Below are 24630 nucleotides of genomic sequence, written 5' to 3'. Positions count from 1 at the left end.
ATCAGAGCGCCACTCGGTAAGCCGCAGTGGTTTTTGCGGCCACTTCCTCGGCCGTAACGCCCGGCACCAGCTCGACCAGCTTGAACGGGCTGTCGTGGTCGTCCCGCTTGAACACGGCGAGATCGGTGATGATCATGTCGACGACATTGGTGCCGGTCAGCGGCAGCGTGCATTCGGGAATGAACTTGGGATCGCCGTGCTTGCTGGTGTGCTCCATCACCACGATGATCTTCTTCACCCCGGCGACAAGGTCCATCGCCCCGCCCATGCCCTTCACCATCTTGCCGGGGATCATCCAGTTGGCGATGTCGCCGTTCTCGGCCACTTCCATTGCACCCAGCACGGTCAGATCGATGTGCCCGCCGCGAATCATCGAAAAGCTGGTGGCGCTGTCGAAATAGGCCGAGTGCGGCAGCTCGCTGATGGTCTGCTTGCCGGCATTGATGAGGTCGGCATCCTCTTCCCCCTCGTAGGGGAAGGGGCCGATGCCGAGCATCCCGTTCTCGCTTTGCAGAGTGACCTGCATGCCCTCGGGAATGTGGTTGGCCACCAGTGTCGGGATGCCGATGCCGAGATTGACGTAGTAGCCGTCTTCCAGCTCGTTCGCCGCGCGGGCGGCCATTTCATCGCGGGTCCAGGACATTATGCGTTCTCCCTTGCACGCGTGGTGACGAATTCGATCTTCTTGTCGTAGGGCGCGCCAACCACCATGCGGTTGATGAAGACGCCGGGCAGGTGAATGCAGTCGGGATCAAGCGATCCGGCCGGCACGATTTCTTCCACCTCGACCACGCACACCTTGCCGCAAGTGGCGGCAGGCTGGTTGAAATTGCGCGCGGTCTTGCGGAACATGAGGTTGCCCGTCTCATCGGCCTTCCAGGCCTTGATGATGGAAAGGTCGGCGAAGATCCCCTTTTCAAGGATGTAGTCTTCCGGACCGTCACCTGTGTCGAACTGCTTCATTTCCTTGCCTTCGGCAACTTGCGTGCCGACGCCCGTCTTGGTGTAGAAACCGGGAACGCCCGCACCGCCTGCGCGCATGCGCTCTGCCAGGGTGCCCTGGGGACAGAATTCCGCCTCCAGTTCGCCGGACAGATACTGCCGCTCGAACTCCTTGTTCTCGCCAACGTAGCTGGAGATCATCTTCTTCACCTGCTTCGAACGCAGCAGCATGCCGATGCCTTCGTTATCGATCCCGGCATTGTTGCTGGCGAAGGTGAGGTTCTTCACGCCCGAATCCTGGATCGCCTTCAGCAGCCGCTCCGGAATACCGCACAGGCCAAACCCCCCAGCCGCTATCAGCATCTCGTCGTGCAACAGACCATCGAGCGCGGCTTCGGCGGAGGGGAAAAGCTTTTTCATGGCTCCTCAGCCCATCGTTGGGATGAGGAAGGCGTTGCTGCCATCGCCGCCGCCATCGGGCCAGCGTTGGGTTACCTTCTTGGACTTGGTCCAGAACCGCAGGCCTTCCATGCCGTACTGATCAATATCGCCAAAGCCCGAGCGCTTCCAGCCGCCGAAGGAGTGATAGGATACCGGCACCGGGATCGGCACGTTGATACCCACCATGCCCACGTTCACGCGGTGCGCAAATTCACGCGCGGCGTGGCCGTTGCGGGTGAAGATGGCAACGCCGTTGCCGTACTGGTGCTCGCTGGGCAGGCGCAGCGCCTCTTCAAAGTCGTTCGCCCGCACGATCTGAAGGACGGGGCCAAAGATCTCTTCCTTGTAACTTTCCATGTCGGTGGTGACACGGTCCAGCAGCGTGGGGCCCACGAAGAAGCCCTTCTCGTGGCCTTGCAGGCTGAACCCCCGCCCGTCGATCACGACTTCGGCGCCTTCCTTTTCGGCGGTGTCGATCCAGCTTTCGATACGGGCCTTGTGTTCCGGCGTTACCACCGGGCCATAATGCGCTTCGGGATCGTTGGAGACACCCACGCGCAGGGCATTGATCGCAGGGATCAGCTTCGCCTTCAGGCGCTCTGCCGTGTCTTCGCCCACGGGCACAACCACCGGCAGTGCCATGCAACGCTCGCCAGCAGAACCGAAGGCGGCCCCGGCCAGATCGTTGACCACCTGGTCAAGGTCCGCGTCGGGCATCACCACGCCGTGGTTCTTTGCTCCGCCAAAGGCCTGCACGCGCTTGTGATTGGCAGCGCCGCGCTCGTAGATGTACTGCGCGATGTCGCTGGAGCCGACAAAGCTCACCGCGGCGATATCGGGATGATCGAGGATGGCATCGACCATTTCCTTATCCCCATGCACCACTTGCAACAGCCCTTCGGGCGCTCCGGCTTCAAGGAACAGCTCCGCCAGGCGCACGGGCACGCTGGGGTCGCGCTCGCTGGGTTTGAGAATGAAGGCATTGCCCGCCGCGATCGCCATGCCGAACATCCACATCGGGATCATCGCGGGGAAGTTGAACGGGGTAATCCCCGCGCCGATGCCGAGCGGCTGCCGCATCGAATAGACATCGATGCCCGGCCCTGCACCGTTGGTATATTCGCCCTTCAGGGCTTGAGGAATACCACAGGCGAACTCGATCACCTCAAGGCCGCGCTGCACGTCGCCCTTGGCATCGTCCACCACCTTGCCGTGCTCGCTGGCCAGCAGTTCGGCCAGTTCCTGCATGTTGTCTTCGATCAGCTGCTTGAATTTGAACATCACCCGCGCGCGGCGCTGGGGATTGGTGGCGGCCCAGGCCGGTTGCACCTGCTTGGCGGTTTCGACGGCCTTTTGCAGCAATGCGGCATCGCCAAGGGCAACCTCAGCCTGCACTTCGCCGGTCGAGGGGTTCCACACCTGATGTTTGCGGCCGGTGCCGGCCGAACCGGCGCCGCCTACGATGAAATGGTCAATCTGTCGCATGAGAAACGCATCCTCCAATTATTGGAGCCTGCGATGGAGCACTGAAAAGTTACAGACAAGGTTCAATTCTGCATCTAATAACTGCAAATATGCAGGATCTAAACTGGAATGATGTGCGCGTCTTTCTCGCGGTAGCGGATGCCGGGCAGATTGGCCGGGCAGCGCAGAGCCTGAAGCTTGATCCAACGACCCTGGGTCGACGATTGAAGCGACTGGAACAGAGGCTGGAGGTCACGCTCTTCGAACGTACCCGCGAAGGCCAGGTCCTGACAGAAGCGGGCGAAGCACTGTTGTCCAAAGCCGAAGGCATGGCAGAGCTTGCCCGTATGATCGACGAGGTCGCGGTATCGCATTCCGGCCTCAGCGGCACCTTGCGACTAAGCGTGTCCGAAGGATTTGGAAGCCAGTTCCTTACGCCTTACCTCAACGAATTCTCCGCGAGCCACCCCGCACTGACCATTGAACTGGTGGCTAACAGTGGTTTCCTCAGCCCGTCCCGGCGCGAAGCCGACATTGCCGTTATGCTCTCTCGCCCCAAGGCCGGCCCTGTCCTCTCCCGCAAGCTGTCAGATTACTGCCTCAAATTGTACGCAAGCAAGACCTACATTGATCAGCATGGGATGCCCGAAACGCCCGCGGAACTCGCCACGGGACACACGCTGGTGAGCTATGTCCCCGATCTGCTCTATGCGCCAGAGTTGAATTATCTGGACGACTTTCATGCCGGCCTTGAGGCGCAAATTCGATCTTCCTCAATCAATGCACAGCATCGCCTTGTTGTGGGCGGTGCCGGGGTCGGTGTCCTCCCTTGCTTCATTGCGGAAGGATCGAGCAATCTCGAGGTAGTATGCCCACAAAGGGCAATACAGCGCAGCTTCTGGATCGTAACCCACCGGGACACGCAAAATCTCGCCAGGGTCAAAGCTGGCAAGGAATGGCTGCTGCGGTGCGTATCGCTTGGCAGGGAGCGACTTCTGCCGCCGAACTAGCCTTTTCTGGGGTCTCTTCCTTTTGCTGGACCGGGAGCCGCCTCTCCCTATCCATTGAAAGGTGGCCAACCCACAAGCCGGCCTATCACTGCAATTGTGGAACGAGGAGGATTCTTCCTTCTTGGAAGACGCGGGGAATATTTGTGATCGACGCAAAGTCATTGAGGAACGCGCTGGGAAATTTCGCCACCGGAGTTACCATCGTCACGACATGTCATGACGGGCGAAAAATCGGGCTGACGGCAAACAGCTTCAACTCGGTGTCGCTTGACCCTCCGCTGGTGTTGTGGAGCCTGGCCAAGAAATCATCGAACATCGATGCCTTCATGAATGTCGATGCCTTTGCGGTACACATCCTTGGTGCCGACCAGGAAGCCCTTTCCAACCAATTCGCCACGCCCGGCATCGACAAGTTCGAAGGCGTGGATATCAAGACCGGCGATGCCGACGTGCCACTCTTGCGAGACTGCGCCGCGCGCTTCGAATGTCGCACCGCCTACCGTTATGACGGCGGGGACCATATCATCTTCGTGGGCGAAGTCCTCGATCTGGAGCAATCGGAAAAGGAACCGTTGCTGTTCCACCGCGGCAGATACGCCCGCAAGACGATGCCAAAGACAGGCGATGGCACGGAGAACGCTCGCGATCTCAATTATCTGGTTGCCCGTGCCTATTTCATGCTGACAGACGGCGTGCGCACGCAGGCTGCGGAGCATGGCCTGTCGCAAGTCGATCACTATGCGCTCTCGGTCTTGCTGAAAGGCGGGCCGGCCACAATGTCAGAAGTCAATGCGATGCTCGGCACATCAGGCTGGCAATGGACCGACGCAGACCTTCAACGGCAAGCAGAGGTCGGACTCGTCCAGGTGGCCGACGATGGCAACGTTTCACTCACCAAATCGGGGCGCGAGACGATGATCGGCCTGTTCGCGCAGGCAAAGGCGGTGGAGGCAGACGCGCAGAAGGCATTTTCGCCAGACGAACTGGACCAACTCCGCTCCCTGCTTTCGCAGTTACTCGAAACGCTGGGCCGGCAGGATACCAAGGGCACGGCGCAGCATCTGGAAGTGATGAATGCGCTGCAGGCGGACCAGCCTGCTCAAGACGCCAGCGATAGCTAGGCGGCGGAACCACCGCCTGGCCGCGCAGGGCTGGCGGCAAGCGTGATGCGCTTGCGGTCTGGTTCCGGTTGGGGGAGTGGTTCGGCCTCGCGCAAGCTGGAAAGCGTTTCGCGCGTCAGATGCTGATAATCTCCGTCACCATCGTTGCGCCAGGTCACCTCCTCGGCTGACAAGGCGCGCACGATCCGCACAGGAGTGCCGGTCAGCAGGCTTCGCTCGGGGACTTCCATCCCATGTGGCACCAGCGACAGCGCACCCACCAGACATTCCCGGCCAAGCACCGCCGCATCCAGCACCACCGAATTGATACCTACCAAGCAATTCTCACCGATCTCGCAGCCATGGATAACCGCGCCATGAGCGATCGTGGCACCGCGCCGGATTACGGTGTCGCGCTCCGTGGAAACGTGGATGGTGGCACAGTCCTGCACGCTGCAGTCGCTTTCAACAATGATCCTGCCGAAATCAGCCCGCAGGCTGGCGCCCGGGCCGATGTAGCAACCGGAACTGACGATAACGTCGCCAATCAGCGAAGCTTGCGGGTGAATGAAGCTGCCGGGATCGACCACTGGCCTGATACCTTGGAATTCGTAACAGGGCATAACCGGCGTTCCCTCTACAGCCGTGGCGGCGAGGCCAGACGAACCTTCAGCCCATCTCGATAGGGCGTTCACCCACGATCGACAAACCATAGCCTTCAAGCGCCACCAGCGAGCGGCTGTTGTTGGTCAGCAGCACCATGTCCCTGACGCCAAGTTCGGAAAGGATCTGGGCGCCGTTGCCATAGTCGCGCTGCTCCGGGCTTTCCCCCGATGCCGGGCGTTCGGCCTTCTCGGCCCCGGCAATGCGCATGGCGCGGCTGACGAAATCGGGCACCGGGCGGTTGATCAGCACCAGCACACCGCTGCCTTCCCTCGCGATGGTTTCCATGGACCGCTGCACCAGCGATTCACGCTCCCCGATCTCGGCAAACACATCGGGGAAGATCGACAGCAGCTGCATGCGCACCAGCGTCGGTTTGGCGGGATCGACCTCCCCCTTCACCAGCGCCAGCGTTTCTTCCCTGGTTGCCTTGTTGTAAAAGCAGATGGCACGCCAATCGTCGCCCCAGCGGCTGGAAAACTGCCGTTCGGATCGCCGTTCGATCAGGTGGTCGTGCTCGCGGCGATAGGCGATCAGGTCGCGTATCGTGCCGACCTTCAGATCATGCTTGCGGGCAAAGCTGATCAGGTCGTCCATCCGGCTCATCGTGCCGTCTTCGTTCATGATTTCGCAGATCACCGCAGAGGCGTTCAGACCGGCGAGCCGGGAAATGTCGACCGAAGCCTCCGTATGTCCGGCGCGTACCAGCACGCCCCCATCGCGAGCGACCAGCGGGAAGACGTGCCCGGGGGTAACAATATCGTCCGCGCCTTTGCCGCCATCAATCGCCACCGCAATTGTGCGGGCGCGATCGGCAGCCGAAATGCCGGTGGTAACGCCATCGCGCGCTTCGATGGAAATGGTGAAAGCCGTTTCGTGCCGCGTCCGGTTCTGGCTGCTCATCAGGTCGATGCCCAGTTGCTCGACCCGCTGCCTGGCCAGTGCGAGGCAGATCAAACCGCGACCGTGCGTTGCCATGAAGTTGATAGCTGCGGGAGTGGCCATCTGCGCGGGAATGATGAGATCGCCCTCATTCTCGCGATCTTCATCGTCCACGAGGATGAACATCCGCCCGTTCCGGGCTTCCTCCACAATTTCACCGACGCTAGAAATCATCGTGCCGCCTCCCGCTGCAGCGCCTTATTGGCCTGACCGCAGGGCGAGGAAACGGTTGGTTCCGCTCGCCCACACCCAAACTCTTTTCAGTTCATTTTCCGTTCGTCGAGGCCAAGCCCGCGACCGATGATTTCCAGCATGATTTCGCTGGTGCCGGCAAAGATTCGGCTGATGCGCGCATCGGTGAACATGCGGCTGATCCGGTATTCTTCCATGTAGCCGGCACCACCGTGCAACTGCACGCATTCATCCATGACGCGGCCTTCCAGCTCGCTGGTCAGCAACTTTGCAGCCGAAGCATCCTCTGCCGTCAGCGTCTTGTCGTTCAGCAGCAACACGCACTGATCGACATAGGTCTGCGCCATATCCAGTTCGGCGCGCATCTGCGCCATCTTGAACCGGGTGTTCTGGAACGCGCCGATGGGCTTTCCGAAAGCGCGGCGTTCCTTCACGTATTCCAGCGTGAGGTCGAAGGCCGTCTGGGCCGTGGCCATGAAACCGATGGCGGCAATCAGTCGCTCCTGCGCCAGCATCTGGGCCAGGTATTTGAAGCCCTGACCGGCTTCACCAATCAGGTTTTTCTGCGGCACCTTCACATCGTTGAAGAACAGTTCCGCCGTGTCTTGCGACTTGAGGCCCATCTTCTCCAGCTTGCGGCCGCGTTCGAAGCCTTCCATCCCGCGTTCCACAAGGAACAGGCTGATTCCGTGCGGGCGATCCGGATCGGTGCGCGCGGCAACCACGATCAGGTCGCCCAGGATACCATTGGAGATGTAGGTCTTGGCGCCGTTCAGCACCCAGTGATCGCCGTTTTCCACCGCGCGGGTTTTCATGCCCGCCAGATCGCTCCCGGTCGAAGGCTCGGTCATAGCCACGGCAAGGATGGTCTCGCCCGAGACAATGCCCGGCATGAACCGGTCCTTCTGCTCCTGGTTGCAGAGCTTGTGGATATAGGGCGCGACCAGATCGTTGTGCAGGTTGATGTAGAAGCCGATATCGCCGTAGCGCATGTTTTCTTCGACGATGATCTGGTCGAAGCGCAGATCATCGATACCCGCACCGCCGTATTTCTCGTCAGCGAACACGCACAGCAAGCCTTGTTCGCCCGCCTTCAGATAGACCTCGCGGTCAACCATCCCGGCTTCGCGCCAGCGTTCCGCATGAGGGCCAACCTCAGCCTGCATGAACTTGCGAACGCTGTCGCGAAACTGTTCGTGTTCGGGTTCAAAAATCGTGCGCTGCATAGCCACCTAGCCTGCCTTGATCGGGGGATAGAACGATGTGCCGGCAGCCGCGCGTTCCTGCAACCATGACGAAGGGGCAAAGCGCGCGCCATAGCATGCGGCCAACCTGCTCGCTTCGCTCACGAATTCCGCGATGCCCACTGTATCGATGTAGCTCAAGGTGCCACCGGTCCAGACGGGGAAACCCCAGCCCAGGATGGCACCAAGGTCGGCATCCTGCGCTGTTTCCAGAACCCCTTCTTCCAGACACTGGGCGGTTTCATTCGCCTGCGCAAAGAGGAAACGCTTCTTCAGCTCTTCCTGATCGGGTTGCTCTTCCGAGGGCGGGAATTCTTCCGTCAGGCCGGTCCACAGCCGTTTGCTGCCGTCTTCTGCGTAGTCGTAGAAGCCGCCGCCTGCCTTGCGGCTACCGCGGCCAAGCTCCAGCATGCGGTCCAGCACCTTGCCGCCGCGCTCGATGGTATAAAGGTTGCCTTCCTTGCCTTCGGAATCCTTTAGGATCTTCACCGGCAGATCGATGGTCACCTCGTCCAGCAGGGGCAGCGGACCGATAGGGAAGCCGGCGGCCTTGGCCGCGTTCTCGATGCGTGCCGGTTCCACGCCATCTTCCAGCATGGCCGCGCCTTCGAAGATGAACATGCGGAACACGCGGCTGGTGTAGAAGCCCTGGGCATCGTTCACCACAATCGGCGTCTTGCGGATCTGGGCGATGAAATCGAGCGACTTGGCCAGCGTCTCGTCAGAGGTTTGCGCGCCCATGATAACTTCCACCAGCCCCATGCGGTCCACCGGTGAGAAGAAATGCAGACCGATATATTGCTCGGGCCGTTTGGATGCCTTGGCCAGTTCCGAAATCGGCAGGGTGGAGGTGTTGGTGGCGAAAGTGGCGCTTTCGGGCAGCACCGCTTCGGCCTTTTCCGTGGTTTCGGCCTTGATGCCCATGTCCTCGAACACGGCTTCCACAACCAGGTCGCAACCGTCCAGCAGCGCGAAATCGTCGGTCGGGGTGATGCGGGCAAGCGTAACATCGGCCTTGTCCTGCGTCATCTTGCCGCGCTGCACCGTCTTGCCGAACACCTTTTCGCTGTAGCCCTTGCCTTTTTCGGCCGTGGCCGTGTCGCGGTCTATCAGCACCACGTCGATACCGGCCTTGGCAGCAACCAGCGCAATGCCTGCACCCATCATGCCTGCGCCCAGCACGCCCAGCTTCTTCACTTCGGACTTGGCGACACCGGCAGGACGGCGCGCGCCCTTTTCCGCAGCCTGCTTTGAAATGAATGTGGTGCGGATGATATTGCGCGCCACCGGATCGGTCAGCAGCTTGGCGAAGTACTTGCTCTCCACCGAAAGCGCCTTGTCCATCGGCAGTTGCAGGCCTTCGAACACGCAGGAAAGGATCGCCGCCGGGGCAGGATAATTGTATCCGTGCTTACCCGCCACCTTGGCCACGTGGATCGAATAATCCATCGCGATTTCTGGCACGATCATGCCGCGCATTTCGGGAATGGCATAGCCTTTCACGTCCCAGATACGCTCCGCCGCCGGATTGGTCGCCAGCCATTGGCGCGCCCGTTCCACCAGCTGATCGACTGCGGCGATCTCGTCTACAATGCCAAGTTCCAGCGCATCCTTCGGCGCAACGGAGCGGCCGGACAACAGCAGGTCGAGGCCTTTCTTGCGCCCGATCAGACGCGGCAGGCGCTGCGTTCCGCCGGATCCCGGCAGCAGGCCAAGATTGACTTCCGGCAAGCCCACGACTGCGCGCGGATCGTCTGCCAGAACGCGGTAATGGCAAGCCAGCGCCAGCTCGAAACCGCCGCCCAGCGCCAGCCCGTTCATTGCGCAAGCCACCGGCTTGCCCATGGTTTCCAGCGCACGGTGCATGGCCGTGGCCTTCTGGCTGAAACCATAGGCATCCTGGCGCGACATGCTCTCGTAACCTTCGACCATCAGCTTGAGATCGGCACCGGCCATGAAGGCCTTCTTGCCCGAAACGATGATCACGCCGCTTACGGATTCGTCATCCCGCAAATCGGCAATGGCTGCATTCATGTCGTCCAGCCATTCTGCGGAAACGACATTCATGCTCTCATCGGCATTGTCGAGGGTGAGAATGGCGACGCCATCGGCGTCCTTTTCCAGCTTGATGTGTCGCATTGTTTCGCTCTTTGCGCTTTCGCTCATCGGGTCAGACCCGTTCGATGATGGTGGCAGTGCCGAGGCCGTTACCGGCACACAGCAAGGTCATGGCGGTGTTGAGATCGCGGCGTTCCAGCTCGTCCAGCACGGTGCCCAGGATCATGGCGCCCGTTGCCCCCAGCGGATGCCCCAGCGCAATCGCGCCGCCGGCCACATTGGTCTTGTCATGGCTTACGTCCATGTGATCCATGAACCGCAGCACCACGCTGGCAAAGGCCTCGTTCAGTTCGTAAAGGTCGATATCGTCCTTCGACATGCCGACATTCTTGAGCGCCTTGCGCGCCACTGCGTCGGGGGCGGTCAGCATGATCGTGGGCTCCGATCCGATCGAAGCCCAGCCCTTGATGCGCGCGCGCGGCTTCAGCCCGGCTGCCTTGCCGAACTCGGCATCGCCGAGCATCACGATGCCCGATCCGTCGACAATCCCGCTGGAATTGCCGCCGGTGTGGACGTGGTTGATCTCTTCGATCTGCGGATAGCGTTCCTTCACCACGCGCGAGAAACCCATGTCGGCAAAGCCGGGAAAGGCCGCGCGCAGGCCGGAAAGCGATTCGAGCGTGGTCGCCGGACGACGATACTCGTCGTGATCCAGGATCACCTCGCCCATTACATCCTTCACGGGAACGATCGAGCGTTCGAAGGCCCCTGCATCCCATGATGCCGCCGCACGGCGCTGGCTTTCCACCGCATAGCGATCAACATCCTCGCGCGAATAGCCCTCCAGCGTGGCGATGATATCGGCACCGATGCCCTGCGGGGTGTAGTAATTTTCAAACGCCACGGCCGGGTCTGCCACCCAGGCACCGCTGTCGTAACCCATCAGCACCCGGCTCATGCTTTCCACGCCGCCGCCGATGCCGGCGCTGGCCATTCCGGTGCCGATCTGCGCGGCCACGTTGTTGACCGCTTCCAGGCCCGAAGCACAGAAGCGGTGCAATTGCTGGGCCGCAACGGATTGGTCGTACTTGGCGTTGATCACCGCGCCGCGCGCCAGCACGCCACCCTGTTCGCCAACAGGCTGCGCGCAACCGATTACCACGTCATCCAGCAACGCCGTGTCCAGGCCGTTGCGATCGCGAATTGATTCAAGCAACTGGGTGACAAGCTCAATCGCGGTAATTTCATGCAAGGAACCATCCGGCCGCCCGCGGCCACGCGGCGTCCGGACATGGTCGTAGATAAACACTTCACGCATTGGAGTGATTCTCCCAAGGTCGACGCTGAACGGACCGATGTCCGCCCTTTCGAATTTGCCATCCAGACGAGCGCTGCTCTCAACACCTACCCTGCGATAGGAGGCCCACCGTCAGGACACTGTCTTTTGGCAAGCCATGACACAGCCGAAGCCTGCACTGAACAAGAGGGTGATCCTTGTCACGCGGCCCGTGGGTATAGCGCAAGCGAGCGATTTCGCGATCGAGGAGACCGCCCTGCCCCCGTTGGAGGATGGCGAGGTGTGCGTGGCCAATCAGTTCCTGTCGGTCGATCCGGCCATGCGGGGCTGGATTGCCGATAGCGGAAATTATTCGGACCCGGTTCCCATCGGCGGCGTGATGCGCTCGCTCTCGGTTGGTAAGATCGTCGAAAGTCGCAGCCCGGACTGGCATGCGGGCCAGATCGTGCTTGGCTGGTTCGGCTGGCAGCAATTCGCAGCGGTCAAGCCGGAGGCAATTGTGCGCGCGGTAACGCAGACCGACCTGCCCGCCTCTTTGGCGCTGGGTGTCCTGGGAATCAACGGTGTGACCGCTTTGCTTGCCCTCACGCTGGTTGGAGAGCCGAAACCAGGCAATACGCTGGTCGTCTCAACGGCGGCTGGCTCTGTCGGCTCTGCCGTCGGGCAGATCGGACGTTTTCTTGGATGCCGCACGGTGGGCATTGCCGGAGGTGCCAACAAGGTGCAACAATGCCTGGAGGAATTCGGCTACGATGCGGCCATTGATTACAAGGCCGGAACACTGGATGTGGCGATTGCCGAGGCCTGTCCCGATGGCGTGGATATCTATTTCGACAATACGTCCGGTCCCGTCAGCGATGCGGTGCTGCCCCATCTGGCGCTGAGGGCAAGAGTTGTGAACTGCGGCACGGCGGCCATCGACCGCTGGTCCCCCTGGCCAACCGGCCCCCGGGTTGAACGCCACCTGCTGGTGAAGCGCGCCCGCATGCAGGGCTTTGTCGTCTTCGATCACATGGAAAAGTGGGAAGAATCGGTCGAAAAACTGGCGCAGTGGGTGCGCGAGGGCAAACTCCGCTATTCCGAAGAAGTCCTCGACGGGCTGGACGCCTGCCCGGATGCGCTCGCCGGACTCTATCGCGGCGAAAACACCGGCAAGCGGGTAATCAGGATTTAGCCCAGACCTTCAGCACATCGTCCACCGTAGCGGCCTTGCCCTCGCTCACCTCTCCCGGCGTGACCGAAAATCGCGGAGCCGGTGCGGCCTGCATCACGCCGTTATGCTGCAGGAACACACCGCGCTCGTCATTCACAGGGTGGCGCGTTGCCTCGGCCAACGACAGCACCGGCGATACGCAAGCGTCGGTCCCGGCGAATCGTTTCTCCCACTCATCACGTGATTGCGACGCGAAGATCTGCTCGAATTCCGCCTGCATGGCGGGCCACTGGGCGCGGTCGTGCTGGCGATAGCGATCCTGCGGCACTTCCAGCCCATCAAGCAGCAAGGCGAAGAATTGCGGCTCCAGCGCGCCAACCGCAACCGAGCCACCACAACTGCACAGATAACAGCGATAAAACGGTGCCGCACCGTCGAGCAGGTTCGATTCGGGCTGGTCCTCCCACATGCCATTGGCCACGAAGGCATGATAAAGGCCAAGCAGGTTCGCGACGCCATCGACCATGGCCGCATCGACCACCTGCCCCTTGCCGGTGCCCCGCGCTGAAAGAATGGCCGAGACCACGCCCAGCGCGAGGAACATGGTGCCACCAGCATAGTCTCCCACCAGATTGAGCGGAACGGTGGGCGGTTCGCCCCGCTTGCCGATGGCGTGCAAGGCGCCTGTCATGGCGATATAATTGATGTCGTGCCCGGCCGCCTTGCTGAGGCTGCCTTCCTGCCCCCATCCGGTCATCCGGCCAAAGACAAACGCGGGATTGCGGGCCAGGCATTGATCCGGTCCCAGCCCCAGCCTTTCCATTACCCCGGGACGCGCGCCTTCTATAAGGCCATCGGAAAGCGCCACAAGATCAAGCACCGATTGCTTGCCACTATCCGACTTGAGATCGATTTCCACCTGGGTCCGGCCGCGCAGAACGACGGCATCGCCGATATCGCCCCATGCCGAATGCCCGCCCGGACGTGTGATGCGAACAATCTCTGCCCCCAGACCTGACAGTATCATTCCGCACAAGGGCACTGGCCCGATCGCATCCATTTCGACTATTCGGATACCAGCAAGCGGTCCATTCGACATTTTTCGTTCTCTTTCTCGGAAAGCCATGGGTTGCAATGGCAACTGTTTGACCGCCCAAAATCATTCTGTGGCTAATTTGCTACAGATCGGGAACCTAAGTTGAATGCCTATCCTATCCCCTACCCTTCGATAGGAACAGTCATCTGACAAAGCGATCATTTACCCCTCACGGACCGGGATAATTCCGGCGGGACAGGATCGGGCCATACTACTGGCCTAAATCGGGAAGGGATGAGGATATGAACTTACTTCGGTTTAAAGCCGGGCTTTCTGCTTCGGCTGCGCTTTTGGCAATGACAGCCAGCCCCGCTTACGCCCAGCAAGAGGGCGCCGAATCGGATGTGCAGGCGCAATCACAGCAAAGTGACAATACTATTGTCGTCACCGCCCGTCGAACGATGAAGACCTGCAAGACGTCCCTTTGTCGGTAGCTGCCTTCTCGTCTGAGGCGCTCGATCGCAGCACAGTGCAGGAGCTGTCAGACGTTCGCGTTATTGCGCCCGGCCTGAACTTCAATTCCGAGGGCGGCAAGAACACGATCAACGTCAGCTTGCGCGGATTGGGTCAGCTGCCCGTTGGGTTGGCGACACCCGGCGTTGTAACCTATGTCAACAATGTCGCCATCCCCAGCCTGGGTTCCAGCATTCCCACTTTCGACCTCTCCGATATCCAGGTCCTCAAGGGGCCGCAGGGAACACTTTTTGGCAAGACGACGCTCGGCGGCGCCATCCTTATCAACACGGCGCCCGCAGTCGATTATTTCGAAGGATATGTACAGGCCACGTATGGCCGTTACGACTATTTCGCCCTCGAAGGCGCGCTGAACATCCCTCTGGTCGAGGATACCGTCGCGTTGCGAGTTGCAGGGCAGATTCGTCGGCAGGACCCGCGCACGCCGGCAATTGATAATCTGCTTGCCGACGCAAGCGCTTATCCAGGGTTCGCAAATGTTGATGGAGTCCGGGCTGAATATCCTGGCTTTGACGATATCGACCAGAACTCCGCCCGCGTCACGCTGTCACTCACCCCGGGCAGCCGCCTGACCAACACGACAGTCTTCGAATATTTCGAAGCAGATGAACTTGCATCTTCCCTTTATGCATTCGGCCAGGGACCCGGCTTTGCCATTCTCGGTTTCAGCCCTGCAGCTGTAGCGAATTTCACGCCGCTTTTCGGCGGTCCGGCTGGTTTCAACCAGTTCCTCGCCAACGGCGTGACGGCACAAGGCGTTTCCGAAGCAAACCCCCGCGGAGCCTTCGATGGAGGCATCAATGGCGGTCGCGCATATCGTGAGACAATCGGAGTGGTCAACAGGTTCGAATACGAGTTGACCGACAATCTCACCTTCCGGAATATCTTCGGTTACAGGGATACGACCAACGAACAGCTGATCAACACGTCGGGACTTCCGCTGTTGGACAACGGCGGTATCGATCTGGACCCCCGGCCTTCTCCGAATGACCTGATTACCCAGCCGCTGATCGTCTATTATGCCGCGCAGCAGTACCGGCGCGACTATCTCGACATCGAAACCCAGATGCTCTGGGAATCGGATGGCCTCAACGCCATTGTCGGGCTTTATTACAGCGAAGACGGCCCTTCAGGTGAGTCTGGCAGTGCGTTTACCCAGTTCTCGCCATTCGGCTTGAATAACTACACCACCGAGCACGTCAAAAACCGGAATGTTTCCGTATTCGGTCAGGCGAGTATCGATTTGACCGAGGCGCTTACCTTCACGCTGGGCGCACGTTACGGGTGGGACAAACAGGAATTCTGTTATCTACCAGCCAGCCCCGCCGGCCCTCTGGATTACGATGGATGTCTCGCCGACGTCGAAGCTTCCAACATGCTCCCAACGGCGAATGTCGATGCAAAGAGTATCGGCAGTACAAAGGACTCCGCGCTGGCCTGGACAATCGGCCTTGATTATCAGGTCAATCCCGATCTCCTAGTCTATGTGACCAGCCGGCGGGGTTATCGGCCGAGTATCCTGAACTATCCGACCTACGAATCTCCGCAGGCAACTGGCGATCCGACAGCTTGCGGTGGCTTCCAATGCGCCGACCTTCGCGGATTTCAGACGGTTGACCAGGAACGCGTGACCGATATCGAGATTGGCGAAAAGCTGGTGTTCGAGTCGGGGAATGTACGCGGTCGGTTCAACGTGGCGCTCTTCTATTCATGGTACGACAACGCCATCCAGTTCATTTCGAACAGCAGCATCCCCGCTCTGAACTTTGCGCCTGACAGATCACCTGCGGCGTTCATTGCAAATGCTGCAGATTTGAACATTTATGGCGTAGAAGCCGATTTCAGCATCTCGCCGACCCGGAATCTGACGCTTTCGCTGAATGGTGCCTACACCAAAACCGACGTTGCTCAGTTGTTGCCTATCGACACCAGCGTTCTGCCGGGCTTCGGATCATTCACCGAAGATAGCGTGAACCGCCTTACGCCGGAGTTTTCCGGAACGGCCAGTTTCTCCTGGACTCTGCCATTTCGCCCGCTGGACGGCGATGTGGTTCTGAATGGCGACTTGTACGTGACCGACGATTATGGTGGCCAACAGGGGTTCCAGCTCGAAGGATATGAACTCGCCAATGCGCGGATCGATTGGAACGAAATTGGTGGAACCGGTCTCGACCTCGGTTTCTACGTAAAGAACGTTTTTAATGCGACCTATCAGTCGGGTGTTTCCATCCTGCTTCCCAACCAGCCGTTCAATTCGCTTTACATCGGACCGCCGCGGACCTGGGGTGTCGAAGCCCGATATAGCTTCTAATTGCCGAGCGATTTGGCCAAATGAAACGAGGAAGGCCGGGCAGCAATGCCCGGCCTTTTCTTTGGCCGTCAATCGCCAAGGCAAGCCTCCAAGCCGGCCGGACCACCGCCTGCGATGACCGCCCGCTTTGGTTTTGTCACGGCAATCGAATGGCCAATAAATGAGAGTAGGCAGAAGGCGCCGCCGGGAAAAAGAGGACGTTTTATCCGGCTAAAGCGCTCACGCAGATACCGCCAAACAGTCGCTGACGTTTAGCTAGATTCGCAGGCAATGCTGCGAGGTGGCAGGCTAGATCGGGCGCGCTGGCTTGTCCCTATCGTGCGAAAGGGCAACCGCCTTGCGCTCCCGCCGAAGAGATCAGCCTTGCATCGCACACCAGAGGTATTGCCCATATCCACGCGCCATCTTATCGATCCGGAATTGCTCGCACTTGCCGACAATCTTCCTCCCATGACGCTTTCGGACGAGAGCCTGTCGGCGATACGTGGCATGTTCACCAGCATGCTGGCGGAACAGGTCTTGCCAGACCTGCCGGTAGAAACGCGCGAAGTGGCTGTTCCGTCGCGCGAACAGGGCCGCACGATCCGGTGCCTGATGATATGCCCGTCCACGATGAAACCTTGCGCACCGGCAATCCTGCAATTTCACGGCGGCGGCCATGTGATGGGAGCGCCGGAGATGAATCAGGCGCAGCTGATGCAATGGGCAGCCGAGCTAGATTGCCTGGTGCTGTCTGTCGACTATCGGCTGGCACCCGAAATCCCCTTCCCCGGCCCGATGGAGGATGCGCAAGATGCGCTGCGCTGGCTTCATGGAAAGGCGCATGCACTGGGGATCGACAATGATCGCATTGCTGTTGCCGGACAAAGCGCTGGCGGAGCGATGGCGGCCTGCCTCGCCCTGATGACGCGAGACGAAGGAGAAATTCAGCTCGCTTTCCAGCTGCTGGAGGCGCCGCGCCTTGATGACCGGATTCGTGAAGGCGCGCTGGCCAACCCGTTCACCGGAAAATTCGTCTGGACCCGGCAATCCAGCGCCTATTGCCGAAAAGCCTATCTCGGTGAGGGCAATTCGTCTCCCTACGCCTCTGCGCTGAGGGCAACCGAACTTACCGACCTGCCGCCAACCTTCATCGCTGTTGGCGCGCTCGATCTGTTTGTAGACGAGTGTGCGGAATACTGTGGAAGACTACTCCGCGCGGGCGTACCAACAGAGATGATCGTCTATCCCGGCTGCTTCCACGGCTTTCAGATGGCAGCCAAAGCGCAAGTTACCCTGCGCTCGCACCGTGACAGTCTGAACGCACTGAAAAAGGCCCTGATTGAATGACCGCCCCGCTCGATACCGAAAAGCTGCTTTCATATTCGATTCCGCAGACGCAGGACGATTACGATCCTCGCGACGTGATCATTTATGCACTGGGCGTGGGCGCCGGGCTTTCCGCCGAGATCGATGAGACCAGCCTGGTGTTCGAACGCGACCTGCAGGTCTTGCCGACCATGGCACTTGTACTGGGCACGCCGGGTTTCTGGGCGATGGACCCGGGCAACGGGCTGGACTGGCTATCCATTCTTCATGGCGAACAGCGGCTCAAGATTCACACCCCACTCGAACCTGCTGGAACCCTGATCGGCACCACCAGGGTAACAGACCTGGCTGACAAGGGGCCGGGAAAGCCTGCCTTGATCCGTGCAAGAAAGGAAGTGCGCACGCTGAGCGGCGTGCTGGTGGCTGAAACCTCGGAACTCTGGTTCGTCCAGGGTGCCGGGGGATTTGGCGGCGAACGCAGCCTGCCAGCGGAACCGCGATCGCAAATCCCCTATCGCGATCCCGATCTCGCCATTTCCCTGCCCACCAACTTGGCGCAGGCGGCGACTTATCGCCTGTCAGGCGACAGGAACCCCTTGCATATCGATCCGGAGACTGCGGCATCGGTGGGTTTTGATCGCCCTATCCTGCACGGGCTTGGCACGATGGGCATTGTCGGACGGGCACTTGTCCACGCGGCTTGCGGCGGCGTTGCATCAGCCTTGCGCGAAATGAACGTGCGTTTCACCGCGCCCGTCTATCCCGGCGACACGATCAATACGCATATCTGGCAGGATGGCGAGACCCTGCATTTCCGTGCTTATCGCAACGGTTTTGAGCACTGCGTCATCGATAACGGGTTTGCGAAGATTACTCTGTCGGGGGCTTGAAGCAATAGGCGCAGATCTTGTTGCCATCGGGATCCAGCAAGTATGCGCCGAAGGCGTGCGGGACCGCGCCGCGCGGTCCCGGGGCACCCGCATCGGTGCCGCCCGCCGCCAGTCCGGCGGTATGGAAGGCCGAGACATCCTGCCTGTCTGTCGCCTTGAACCCGATAGTCACACCATTTCCGGGCAAGGCACCTTCCCCGTCTATCGGCCGCAGGACAAGAAATTCAGCCGCGCGATTGCCATAGGCCAGCCCCTGGTCGAGGAAGTCTCCCAGCCGCCTGATGCCCAGTGGCGCAAGGCAAGCACCGTAGAACCGGCCAGACCTCTCGACATCATTCGTGCCGACGCAATTGTGGGTGTAAATGCCCATCAGGTAGCCTTTGCGCTGTTCGTCATTCGCACCAGCATAATGGCAACGATCGATATCGCAGAGCCGATAGAGATGATCAGCGAGACCGTGGCCACATCCAGACCACGCGCAAACAGGATCCCGGCCAGCGCAGGCCCCATTGCTGCCCCTGCCCGGCCAAAGCCGATGCCGAACCCCGTTCCGGTGGCACGCACATGCGGCGGGAATGCCATGGCCAGCAAGGCATAGAACCCGACCGCCGCAGCATTAGAGAAGAAGGCCGTAACCCCGGCGATCCAGCCGAGCATGGCCACATCCTGCGGAGCGCGCCCAAACACGTTGAGCATCACGAATGCACCGGCAAGGGCGATGACCGTGGCTTTCTTGATCCCGATCTTCAGCGCAACCACGCCCAGCAATCCGCCGCCTATCGCTCCGCCCAGCATCGCCTTGGTCAGAACATCCCCGCCTGCGGCCGGATCAAATCCCATGTCGACCACAAGCTTGGGTATCCATTTCACGAAGTAGTAATAGGCCGTCACATGCGTGAGGTAGGCGATCGTCAGTAGCACCGTGCGTGAAAGCAGCGGCGGCTTGAAGATATCGGACAGCGATCCTCTCTGCTCTTGGCTGATCGCTTCAGGCAGGGCTCCGGCCTGTGGCAGACCGAACCTGTGCAAAGTCCTGTTGATCCGCTGCAAGGCACCGGGTGGGCGTCGGTCGGCCAGCCAGTCGGGCGTTTCCGGGATAAGCCAGTAGGACAGCGGGATGGCCGCAATGGTCAAGCCTGCGCCCAGGTAGAAAACCCCGCGCCAATCGCCCGCATCCAGCACGTTTGCCGCTATCATTCCGCCGAAGAATGCACCCAAAGGATAACCTGTCACCATCAGCGGCAACACAAGACTGCGATAGCGCGCGTTCGAGAATTCCGCGACGGTGGCATTCAGCGCGGCCAGCATTCCGCCAATGCCCAGCCCGGTCAGCAGTCGCCATGCGGAAAGCTGTTCAACCCCCGTGGCGGTTGGCACCATCAGCATGCCGATGCCCATCACCGACAGGCAGCCAAGGATGGTGGGACGCCGGCCAAACCTGTCGGCCATGCCACCCAACAGGATCGAGCCCACGGCCATGCCGATCAGTTCCATCGACAATACCCAGCCCAGCACATCCTGCGGAACTTGCCATTCCTCGGCAATGCCCGGCGCAGCGAAGCTGATCGACATAACGTCGAAACCATCCAGCGCATTGAGCAGGATTGTCATGCCGAGCGCAGCCTTCTGCCAGCCGCCCAGCTTGCCTTCATCGATGATTTCGCGCGGCGTGCTCGCCATTGTTCTGTCTCTCCGCCGATCCCGGCCACCCAGCCCATGCACGCGGCCAGGGCAGCTGCGGTCTCCAACCCGGAACCCCTGCAATGCGGTTATCGCATTGCTGGATTCAGAGCCAGACCGTTCTGGCAGGATCACGGCGGGAGAAGCCTGTCTTTGGTCAGGCCGTGGCGAAGCGTTCAAAGTGAACAGGCTGGTCGCCCATGTTCTCGATCGGGTGGCGCCCGCGACCGCATGCCGGATGGCGACTTCGCTACAGCCAAGCTCCTCGTAGGTCGGAACCGCCGCCGCTAACTTTCCTCTTTCTCGTCAACGGGCGTTAGTTTGCTCATGAACGCATAGAAGTCCGGCCCCAGTTCGGGCAGGTCCATGCCCAGCCGTTCCGCCAGGTATAGCGTCATGAAATTGGCGTTCAGGGAGAGGTTTTCAGGCGGGATATTGCCAACCGCCACCTGCCGGTCAAACGCGCCGACAGCCACCAGCGCCATGCGCAGGGCTACCACGATATCGTAGTAGCCGAGATGCTGCGCCTTGCGACCGACGGCCGCTTCCCAGATCGCCACCGTCTCGTCACGCGTGGGCAGGCCGTCGAGCCGCTCGACGCCGAAGCGGCGGCTGAACAGGTCATCGAAATAGAGCCACCACGCCAGGTCAAGCTCTGCCGGGCCAAGCGCCGCGAGTTCCCAGTCGATTAGCGCGTTCACGCTGCCATCGGGATCGAACATTACATTGGAAGGCGTGCTGTCGCCCCACAGCACATTGACCGAAGCATCTTGCGGCTGATGCGTACGGATATAGTCGATGGCGGCATCGACATAAGGCATTTCGCGGTCCTTGCGGCAACTGTGATACCACGCCTCGATATAGCCGAGGTACTGGTCCAGCCCCGGCTCACCCCAGTCAGGACGGGCCATAAAGTCGAACCCGTCGTCCTGCCAGTGTATGCTGGCCATTCCGGCAAAGGCCTCCACGGCATTGCGCCAGGTGGATGCACGCTGGGTCGCCGTCATCTCTGCCAGCCAACCCGCCTTGTTGTAATTGGGGTTCTGTGTTGCCGCGTGGCCACCGACCTGGCCCATCACGATGAAGGGCATTTTCAGCACTGAGGGGTCGAGTTCCATCCCGATCCACTCCGGCACAGGGATCGAACCCAGCGCATCGAGCGCCGCAATCATCTGCCCTTGCAGCTTCAGGCTGGAGGCGAACACGACTTCGTGATCCTGCGGCTGGCGGCGTACCACCAGGGTCTTGGCCTGCGCGCCATTAGCATCGGTGTATTGCACATCGACGAAAAATATCTCCGCCGAAAAGCCCGACCCGGTGGTGACTTCCAGCGGCTGGATCTGCACATCGCTCCAACCTTCGACATTGGCTTCAAGCCAGTCGCGCAGGCGCTGCCGAATTTGCGACGGAGTCATCAGCCTGCCTTCTGCGCCAGCGCGCGCTTCAGTTCCTGCGCCAGTGGCCCCATGTCCTTGGGCGCGGCACCGTGCAGGAGGATTTCATCCGCCCCTGCATCCAGATAGGCCATCAGTTGATCGGCGCAGCGCGCGGCAGTGCCCACGGCTGCCCCTTCGTCAATCCACTGCTGCGGCAACAGCTGCCCCACGTCGACCAGTTCCTGGCGCGTATAGGCCTGGTCTGCGGGTTTTCCGCCAAGAGAAGCGATCTTGGGATGGGCGCGGACCTTCTCGAGCACGGACTTGTCCCACTCGTTGATCTCCACGATCAGGTCGCCGAAGCCGGGGAGCTCGAAATAGGTGATGGCGCGGCCGCGCACCACGGCGTCTTCCTCATCCTTCGGCAGGTCAGGCGCAACGATGATATTGTGGTAGATCCGCACCGACATGGGATCACGGCCCGCCTTCTCGGCCGCATCGCGCACGATCTTGGCGCTGTTCGCCACGCCTGTGGGCGATACGAACGGATGCAGCAGCACGCCGTCGCAATGCTCGCCGGCGAAGGCCAGGCTTTTCGGGCCGATGGCGGTGAAGATCACTGGCGGGCGTGGCCCATCGTGGAAATCCGTCAGCTTGAGCGTAGGGAACTTGCCCAGCACCCCTTCATAGGAAACCGTCTCGCCATTCCACAGGCGGCGATAGATCGAAATGTAGTCGGCCAGCCGTTCCATGGTGATTGCCGGCGCGCCCATCATCTTCATGTAGGCCGGCACGGCCCGCGCGAACATGATGCCGAAGCGATTGCCGCTCATCGCCTGCATCATGTTGGCAATGCTGGCGGTGACGAGAGGATGGCGCATGGTGGCATAAAACGTGCCGTTGATACGGATCTTGCTGGTCGCCTCGGCAACCGCGCCCGCCAGCACGGCGGGCTCTTTCAGGGCGAAACGTTCCGAAATCCACACCGCGCCTAGACCGATCCTCTCCGCCTCCTGCGCCTCTTCAATGCCGCGACGCGGATCATCGACCCGGCCGGGAAGAATATAGGTGCCGAACTTGTCGAACAGGGCTTGTGCACCGGGCTGCGTCATTTTGAACTCTCCATTGATCTTGTGGCCATAGGTCAACCCGGGGAACCGGTCCGCAACCTTCCCAAAGGCAGGAAAGCCGCTTCTTCTGCAATGCCAGCTTCGATCTTCTGGGAGGTAATCATGAATTCCACAACACATGGGCTTGCCGATCTGCTGACAAAGGAAGCGATCAAGGTCGTAAAAGCGCGCTATTGCCGGTTCCTGGATACAAAGGACTGGAGTGGGTTTGGCAGTCTTTTCACCGCTGACGCCACGATGGATGTGCGCGAAGATACCGGCATGGATCCCGTTACGGGCGTAGAGGCAATCGTCGCACAGGTTCGCTTTGCCGTGGATCGCGCTTCCAGCAGCCACCAGGTCCACACCCCCGAAGTCGAACTCACCGGGCCGGACAGTGCCCGGGCGGTATGGGCCATGCAGGATCGGGTCATATGGGAATCAGGCAAATCGCCTGTAGAAGGCGTCGGCTCGATCACCGGATATGGGCAGTATCACGAGACTTATCGGCGCGTGGATGGCGAATGGAAGATTGCTTCGCTTCGCCTGTCGCGTTTCCACGTCGATATGCATCCGGCCTGACCTGCCGCCGAACAGGCAGCAAGGCAATTAGCCACGCCCCGCCCGGCTGCGCCTGCTAGACGTCCCAGGCCAGTTCAAGCTTGGGCACATGGGTGATGTTGCCCACGTGATACTGGATCTCGAAGCCATCGGCGACGCGGAAGGGCGGCACCAGCTTCAGCCAGTGTTCCAGCGCAGTTTGCAGTTCCATGCGCGCCAAGTGCATGCCCAGGCACTTGTGGATGCCAAAGCCCAGCGAGATATGCGGCGCCTTGCGATCGAAGCGCACTTCCTGCGGGTCTTCGTAGTAATCGGGATCATAGCCGGCGATTGGCGTGGAAATGCCCACATAGTCGCCGGGCAGGATCTTCTGGCCGTGGATTTCGATTTCCTTGGCGGCGATGCGGAACACGCTGACCGGCGCAAAGGCGCGCAGGAATTCTTCCACCGCCAGCACGATCTTCTTGGGATCGTCGCGCAGTTCCTGTTGTTTCTCAGGATTTTTCGCGAGGTAAGTAAAGATATTGCCCAGCAGCGATGTGACCGTATCAAGGCCGCCGATGAACAGGTTGAAACAGTGGCCGAACACTTCCTTGTCGTTCCACTTGCGACCGTCGATCTCGTAATCGAAGATGCCGCTGATGTAGTCGTCGCCAGGATTGGCGCGGCGCTCTGCGATCACCTCGTTCAGGTAATCCACCACCTTGCGAACCGACTGTGTACGAAGTTCGAAATCGTTGGTGTGGAAGATGTTCTTCTCCCATTCCAGGAACTCCGGCATCCGTTCCTGCGGCAGACCCAGCAGGTCCAGCACGATGAAAATCGGGAACTTCGCGGAGAATGCATCCACGAATTCGCAGTGGCCATCGTCTTTGAAGGTATCAATCAGGCGGATGGCGCGTTCATGCAGTTCATCGCGCATCCGGGCGATCTTTTGCGGCGCGAAAAAGGGGTTCAGCGCCTTGCGATATTCGCCATGTTCGGGCGGATCGGTTTCCGTGGGGATCACCAGCCAGTCTTCACCGATTGACTGGGCGAACTTGCCCATCCCGTTCTTGGTGTAGTTGTCCGGATCGCGCAGCACCGTGTGCATATCCTCAACCTTGGTCAGCAGCCAGCCACCCTGGTCGCCAGGGAAAATGTTGGTGCACCAGGTCAGAGGCGGAAGCGTGCGGTGAATTTCGGGCAGCATCACTTCCTGCGGGCACACATCGGTGTTCTCGCGCTTGAAGAAATCAAGCGTCACCACCTTGTCGGCAGGAACATGGGCCGGGATGTCTTTTACCGTGGCGGAAGCCATTATCACTCTCCGTTATAAA

21 protein-coding genes are annotated in these 24630 nt (G+C 60.3%); 7 read left to right on the top strand and 14 right to left on the bottom strand.

Going from position 1 to position 24630, the window contains the following annotated elements:
* Position 1 precedes the first annotated feature (1 nt).
* The 3 genes from K4G67_RS12710 to K4G67_RS12700 are packed head-to-tail and all read right to left on the bottom strand — an operon-like array spanning position 2 to position 2868.
* Positions 2 to 643 (bottom strand): CoA transferase subunit B, encoded by a 642-nt coding sequence (locus tag K4G67_RS12710; protein WP_239806730.1) that lies wholly within the window; start codon positions 641 to 643, stop codon positions 2 to 4.
* Positions 643 to 1362 carry a CoA transferase subunit A gene (locus tag K4G67_RS12705; RefSeq protein WP_239806729.1) on the bottom strand — a complete coding sequence of 240 codons (720 nt, stop codon included), beginning with the start codon at positions 1360 to 1362 and terminating at the stop codon, positions 643 to 645. The genes K4G67_RS12710 and K4G67_RS12705 overlap by 1 nt, the downstream gene beginning before the upstream one ends.
* 6 nt (positions 1363 to 1368) lie before the next feature.
* Positions 1369 to 2868 carry a CoA-acylating methylmalonate-semialdehyde dehydrogenase gene (locus K4G67_RS12700; RefSeq protein WP_239806728.1) on the bottom strand — a complete coding sequence of 500 codons (1500 nt, stop codon included), beginning with the start codon at positions 2866 to 2868 and terminating at the stop codon, positions 1369 to 1371.
* A gap of 89 nt (positions 2869 to 2957) precedes the next feature.
* Between K4G67_RS12700 and K4G67_RS12695 the strand changes: the two genes are divergently transcribed.
* Together K4G67_RS12695 and K4G67_RS12690 are read left to right on the top strand one after the other, a co-directional pair.
* The gene (locus tag K4G67_RS12695; RefSeq protein WP_239806727.1) at positions 2958 to 3857 is read left to right on the top strand and encodes a LysR family transcriptional regulator; all 900 of its coding nucleotides are present in this window, start codon (positions 2958 to 2960) and stop codon (positions 3855 to 3857) included.
* Complete coding sequence (locus tag K4G67_RS12690; RefSeq protein ID WP_239806726.1) at positions 3803 to 4978, top strand: flavin reductase; 1176 nt, start codon at positions 3803 to 3805, stop codon at positions 4976 to 4978. Before K4G67_RS12695 ends, K4G67_RS12690 begins: the two co-directional genes overlap by 55 nt.
* Here K4G67_RS12690 and K4G67_RS12685 read toward each other — a convergent pair.
* From K4G67_RS12685 to K4G67_RS12665, 5 genes are all read right to left on the bottom strand, one after another.
* On the bottom strand, positions 4975 to 5547 hold the full coding sequence (locus K4G67_RS12685) for an LbetaH domain-containing protein (protein ID WP_239806725.1): 573 nt from the start codon (positions 5545 to 5547) through the stop codon (positions 4975 to 4977). The two genes, K4G67_RS12690 and K4G67_RS12685, sit on opposite strands and share 4 nt — an antisense overlap.
* Positions 5548 to 5626: 79 nt before the next feature.
* Positions 5627 to 6736, bottom strand: a complete 1110-nt coding sequence (ribB, locus tag K4G67_RS12680) for a 3,4-dihydroxy-2-butanone-4-phosphate synthase (RefSeq protein ID WP_239806724.1) — start codon at positions 6734 to 6736, stop codon at positions 5627 to 5629.
* Between the two features lie 86 nt (positions 6737 to 6822).
* A complete protein-coding gene (locus K4G67_RS12675; protein WP_239806756.1) occupies positions 6823 to 7920 on the bottom strand; it encodes an acyl-CoA dehydrogenase family protein in 1098 nt (365 codons plus the stop codon).
* A gap of 66 nt (positions 7921 to 7986) precedes the next feature.
* On the bottom strand, positions 7987 to 10137 hold the full coding sequence (locus tag K4G67_RS12670; protein ID WP_239806723.1) for a 3-hydroxyacyl-CoA dehydrogenase NAD-binding domain-containing protein: 2151 nt from the start codon (positions 10135 to 10137) through the stop codon (positions 7987 to 7989).
* A 31-nt stretch (positions 10138 to 10168) separates the two neighbouring features.
* Positions 10169 to 11374 (bottom strand): acetyl-CoA C-acetyltransferase, encoded by a 1206-nt coding sequence (locus tag K4G67_RS12665; protein ID WP_239806722.1) that lies wholly within the window; start codon positions 11372 to 11374, stop codon positions 10169 to 10171.
* A 136-nt stretch (positions 11375 to 11510) separates the two neighbouring features.
* Here K4G67_RS12665 and K4G67_RS12660 point away from each other — a divergent pair, with 136 nt between their 5' ends.
* On the top strand, positions 11511 to 12527 hold the full coding sequence (locus tag K4G67_RS12660) for an NADP-dependent oxidoreductase (RefSeq protein ID WP_239806721.1): 1017 nt from the start codon (positions 11511 to 11513) through the stop codon (positions 12525 to 12527).
* Here K4G67_RS12660 and K4G67_RS12655 read toward each other — a convergent pair.
* On the bottom strand, positions 12517 to 13605 hold the full coding sequence (locus tag K4G67_RS12655; RefSeq protein WP_239806720.1) for a CaiB/BaiF CoA transferase family protein: 1089 nt from the start codon (positions 13603 to 13605) through the stop codon (positions 12517 to 12519). The genes K4G67_RS12660 and K4G67_RS12655 overlap by 11 nt on opposite strands.
* A 466-nt stretch (positions 13606 to 14071) precedes the next feature.
* Here K4G67_RS12655 and K4G67_RS12650 point away from each other — a divergent pair, with 466 nt between their 5' ends.
* From K4G67_RS12650 to K4G67_RS12640, 3 genes are all read left to right on the top strand, one after another.
* The gene (locus K4G67_RS12650; RefSeq protein WP_239806719.1) at positions 14072 to 16387 is read left to right on the top strand and encodes a TonB-dependent receptor; all 2316 of its coding nucleotides are present in this window, start codon (positions 14072 to 14074) and stop codon (positions 16385 to 16387) included.
* A 450-nt stretch (positions 16388 to 16837) separates the two neighbouring features.
* Positions 16838 to 17716, top strand: a complete 879-nt coding sequence (locus K4G67_RS12645; protein ID WP_239806718.1) for an alpha/beta hydrolase — start codon at positions 16838 to 16840, stop codon at positions 17714 to 17716.
* Positions 17713 to 18585, top strand: coding sequence for a MaoC/PaaZ C-terminal domain-containing protein (locus K4G67_RS12640; RefSeq protein ID WP_239806717.1), 873 nt, complete (start codon positions 17713 to 17715; stop codon positions 18583 to 18585). Before K4G67_RS12645 ends, K4G67_RS12640 begins: the two co-directional genes overlap by 4 nt.
* Here the strand turns inward: K4G67_RS12640 and K4G67_RS12635 are convergent.
* The 4 genes from K4G67_RS12635 to K4G67_RS12620 form a co-directional block, all read right to left on the bottom strand.
* Positions 18566 to 18955 carry a VOC family protein gene (locus tag K4G67_RS12635; protein ID WP_239806716.1) on the bottom strand — a complete coding sequence of 130 codons (390 nt, stop codon included), beginning with the start codon at positions 18953 to 18955 and terminating at the stop codon, positions 18566 to 18568. The two genes, K4G67_RS12640 and K4G67_RS12635, sit on opposite strands and share 20 nt — an antisense overlap.
* Positions 18955 to 20265, bottom strand: a complete 1311-nt coding sequence (locus K4G67_RS12630) for an MFS transporter (RefSeq protein ID WP_239806715.1) — start codon at positions 20263 to 20265, stop codon at positions 18955 to 18957. The genes K4G67_RS12635 and K4G67_RS12630 overlap by 1 nt, the downstream gene beginning before the upstream one ends.
* 287 nt (positions 20266 to 20552) lie before the next feature.
* Positions 20553 to 21680 (bottom strand): phosphotransferase family protein, encoded by a 1128-nt coding sequence (locus tag K4G67_RS12625; RefSeq protein WP_239806714.1) that lies wholly within the window; start codon positions 21678 to 21680, stop codon positions 20553 to 20555.
* Positions 21680 to 22753 carry a TIGR03857 family LLM class F420-dependent oxidoreductase gene (locus tag K4G67_RS12620; RefSeq protein WP_239806713.1) on the bottom strand — a complete coding sequence of 358 codons (1074 nt, stop codon included), beginning with the start codon at positions 22751 to 22753 and terminating at the stop codon, positions 21680 to 21682. The genes K4G67_RS12625 and K4G67_RS12620 overlap by 1 nt, the downstream gene beginning before the upstream one ends.
* A 90-nt stretch (positions 22754 to 22843) precedes the next feature.
* Between K4G67_RS12620 and K4G67_RS12615 the strand changes: the two genes are divergently transcribed.
* Positions 22844 to 23332, top strand: a complete 489-nt coding sequence (locus tag K4G67_RS12615; RefSeq protein WP_239806712.1) for a nuclear transport factor 2 family protein — start codon at positions 22844 to 22846, stop codon at positions 23330 to 23332.
* Between the two features lie 55 nt (positions 23333 to 23387).
* Here K4G67_RS12615 and K4G67_RS12610 read toward each other — a convergent pair whose 3' ends face one another.
* Entirely contained in the window at positions 23388 to 24611 is a 1224-nt protein-coding gene (locus K4G67_RS12610) for a cytochrome P450 (protein ID WP_239806711.1), read from the bottom strand.
* Positions 24612 to 24630: the final 19 nt, after the last annotated feature.

This window comes from Croceicoccus hydrothermalis, from assembly GCF_022378335.1.
Taxonomy (GTDB): Bacteria; Pseudomonadota; Alphaproteobacteria; order Sphingomonadales; family Sphingomonadaceae; genus Croceicoccus; species Croceicoccus hydrothermalis.
This window is presented reverse-complemented; position numbering and strand designations above follow the sequence as displayed.

Coding starts and splice junctions, on each gene's coding strand:
- K4G67_RS12670 (WP_239806723.1), bottom strand. CDS start 10,137: ATGCGACACATCAAGCTGGAAAAGGACGCCGATGGCGTCGCCATTCTC.
- K4G67_RS12620 (WP_239806713.1), bottom strand. CDS start 22,753: ATGACGCAGCCCGGTGCACAAGCCCTGTTCGACAAGTTCGGCACCTAT.
- K4G67_RS12640 (WP_239806717.1), top strand. CDS start 17,713: ATGACCGCCCCGCTCGATACCGAAAAGCTGCTTTCATATTCGATTCCG.
- K4G67_RS12690 (WP_239806726.1), top strand. CDS start 3,803: ATGGCTGCTGCGGTGCGTATCGCTTGGCAGGGAGCGACTTCTGCCGCC.
- K4G67_RS12660 (WP_239806721.1), top strand. CDS start 11,511: ATGACACAGCCGAAGCCTGCACTGAACAAGAGGGTGATCCTTGTCACG.
- ribB (WP_239806724.1), bottom strand. CDS start 6,736: ATGATTTCTAGCGTCGGTGAAATTGTGGAGGAAGCCCGGAACGGGCGG.
- K4G67_RS12645 (WP_239806718.1), top strand. CDS start 16,838: ATGACGCTTTCGGACGAGAGCCTGTCGGCGATACGTGGCATGTTCACC.
- K4G67_RS12695 (WP_239806727.1), top strand. CDS start 2,958: ATGCAGGATCTAAACTGGAATGATGTGCGCGTCTTTCTCGCGGTAGCG.
- K4G67_RS12665 (WP_239806722.1), bottom strand. CDS start 11,374: ATGCGTGAAGTGTTTATCTACGACCATGTCCGGACGCCGCGTGGCCGC.
- K4G67_RS12705 (WP_239806729.1), bottom strand. CDS start 1,362: ATGAAAAAGCTTTTCCCCTCCGCCGAAGCCGCGCTCGATGGTCTGTTG.
- K4G67_RS12675 (WP_239806756.1), bottom strand. CDS start 7,920: ATGCAGGCTGAGGTTGGCCCTCATGCGGAACGCTGGCGCGAAGCCGGG.
- K4G67_RS12700 (WP_239806728.1), bottom strand. CDS start 2,868: ATGCGACAGATTGACCATTTCATCGTAGGCGGCGCCGGTTCGGCCGGC.
- K4G67_RS12630 (WP_239806715.1), bottom strand. CDS start 20,265: ATGGCGAGCACGCCGCGCGAAATCATCGATGAAGGCAAGCTGGGCGGC.
- K4G67_RS12625 (WP_239806714.1), bottom strand. CDS start 21,680: ATGACTCCGTCGCAAATTCGGCAGCGCCTGCGCGACTGGCTTGAAGCC.
- K4G67_RS12610 (WP_239806711.1), bottom strand. CDS start 24,611: ATGGCTTCCGCCACGGTAAAAGACATCCCGGCCCATGTTCCTGCCGAC.
- K4G67_RS12710 (WP_239806730.1), bottom strand. CDS start 643: ATGTCCTGGACCCGCGATGAAATGGCCGCCCGCGCGGCGAACGAGCTG.
- K4G67_RS12655 (WP_239806720.1), bottom strand. CDS start 13,605: ATGTCGAATGGACCGCTTGCTGGTATCCGAATAGTCGAAATGGATGCG.
- K4G67_RS12615 (WP_239806712.1), top strand. CDS start 22,844: ATGCCAGCTTCGATCTTCTGGGAGGTAATCATGAATTCCACAACACAT.
- K4G67_RS12635 (WP_239806716.1), bottom strand. CDS start 18,955: ATGGGCATTTACACCCACAATTGCGTCGGCACGAATGATGTCGAGAGG.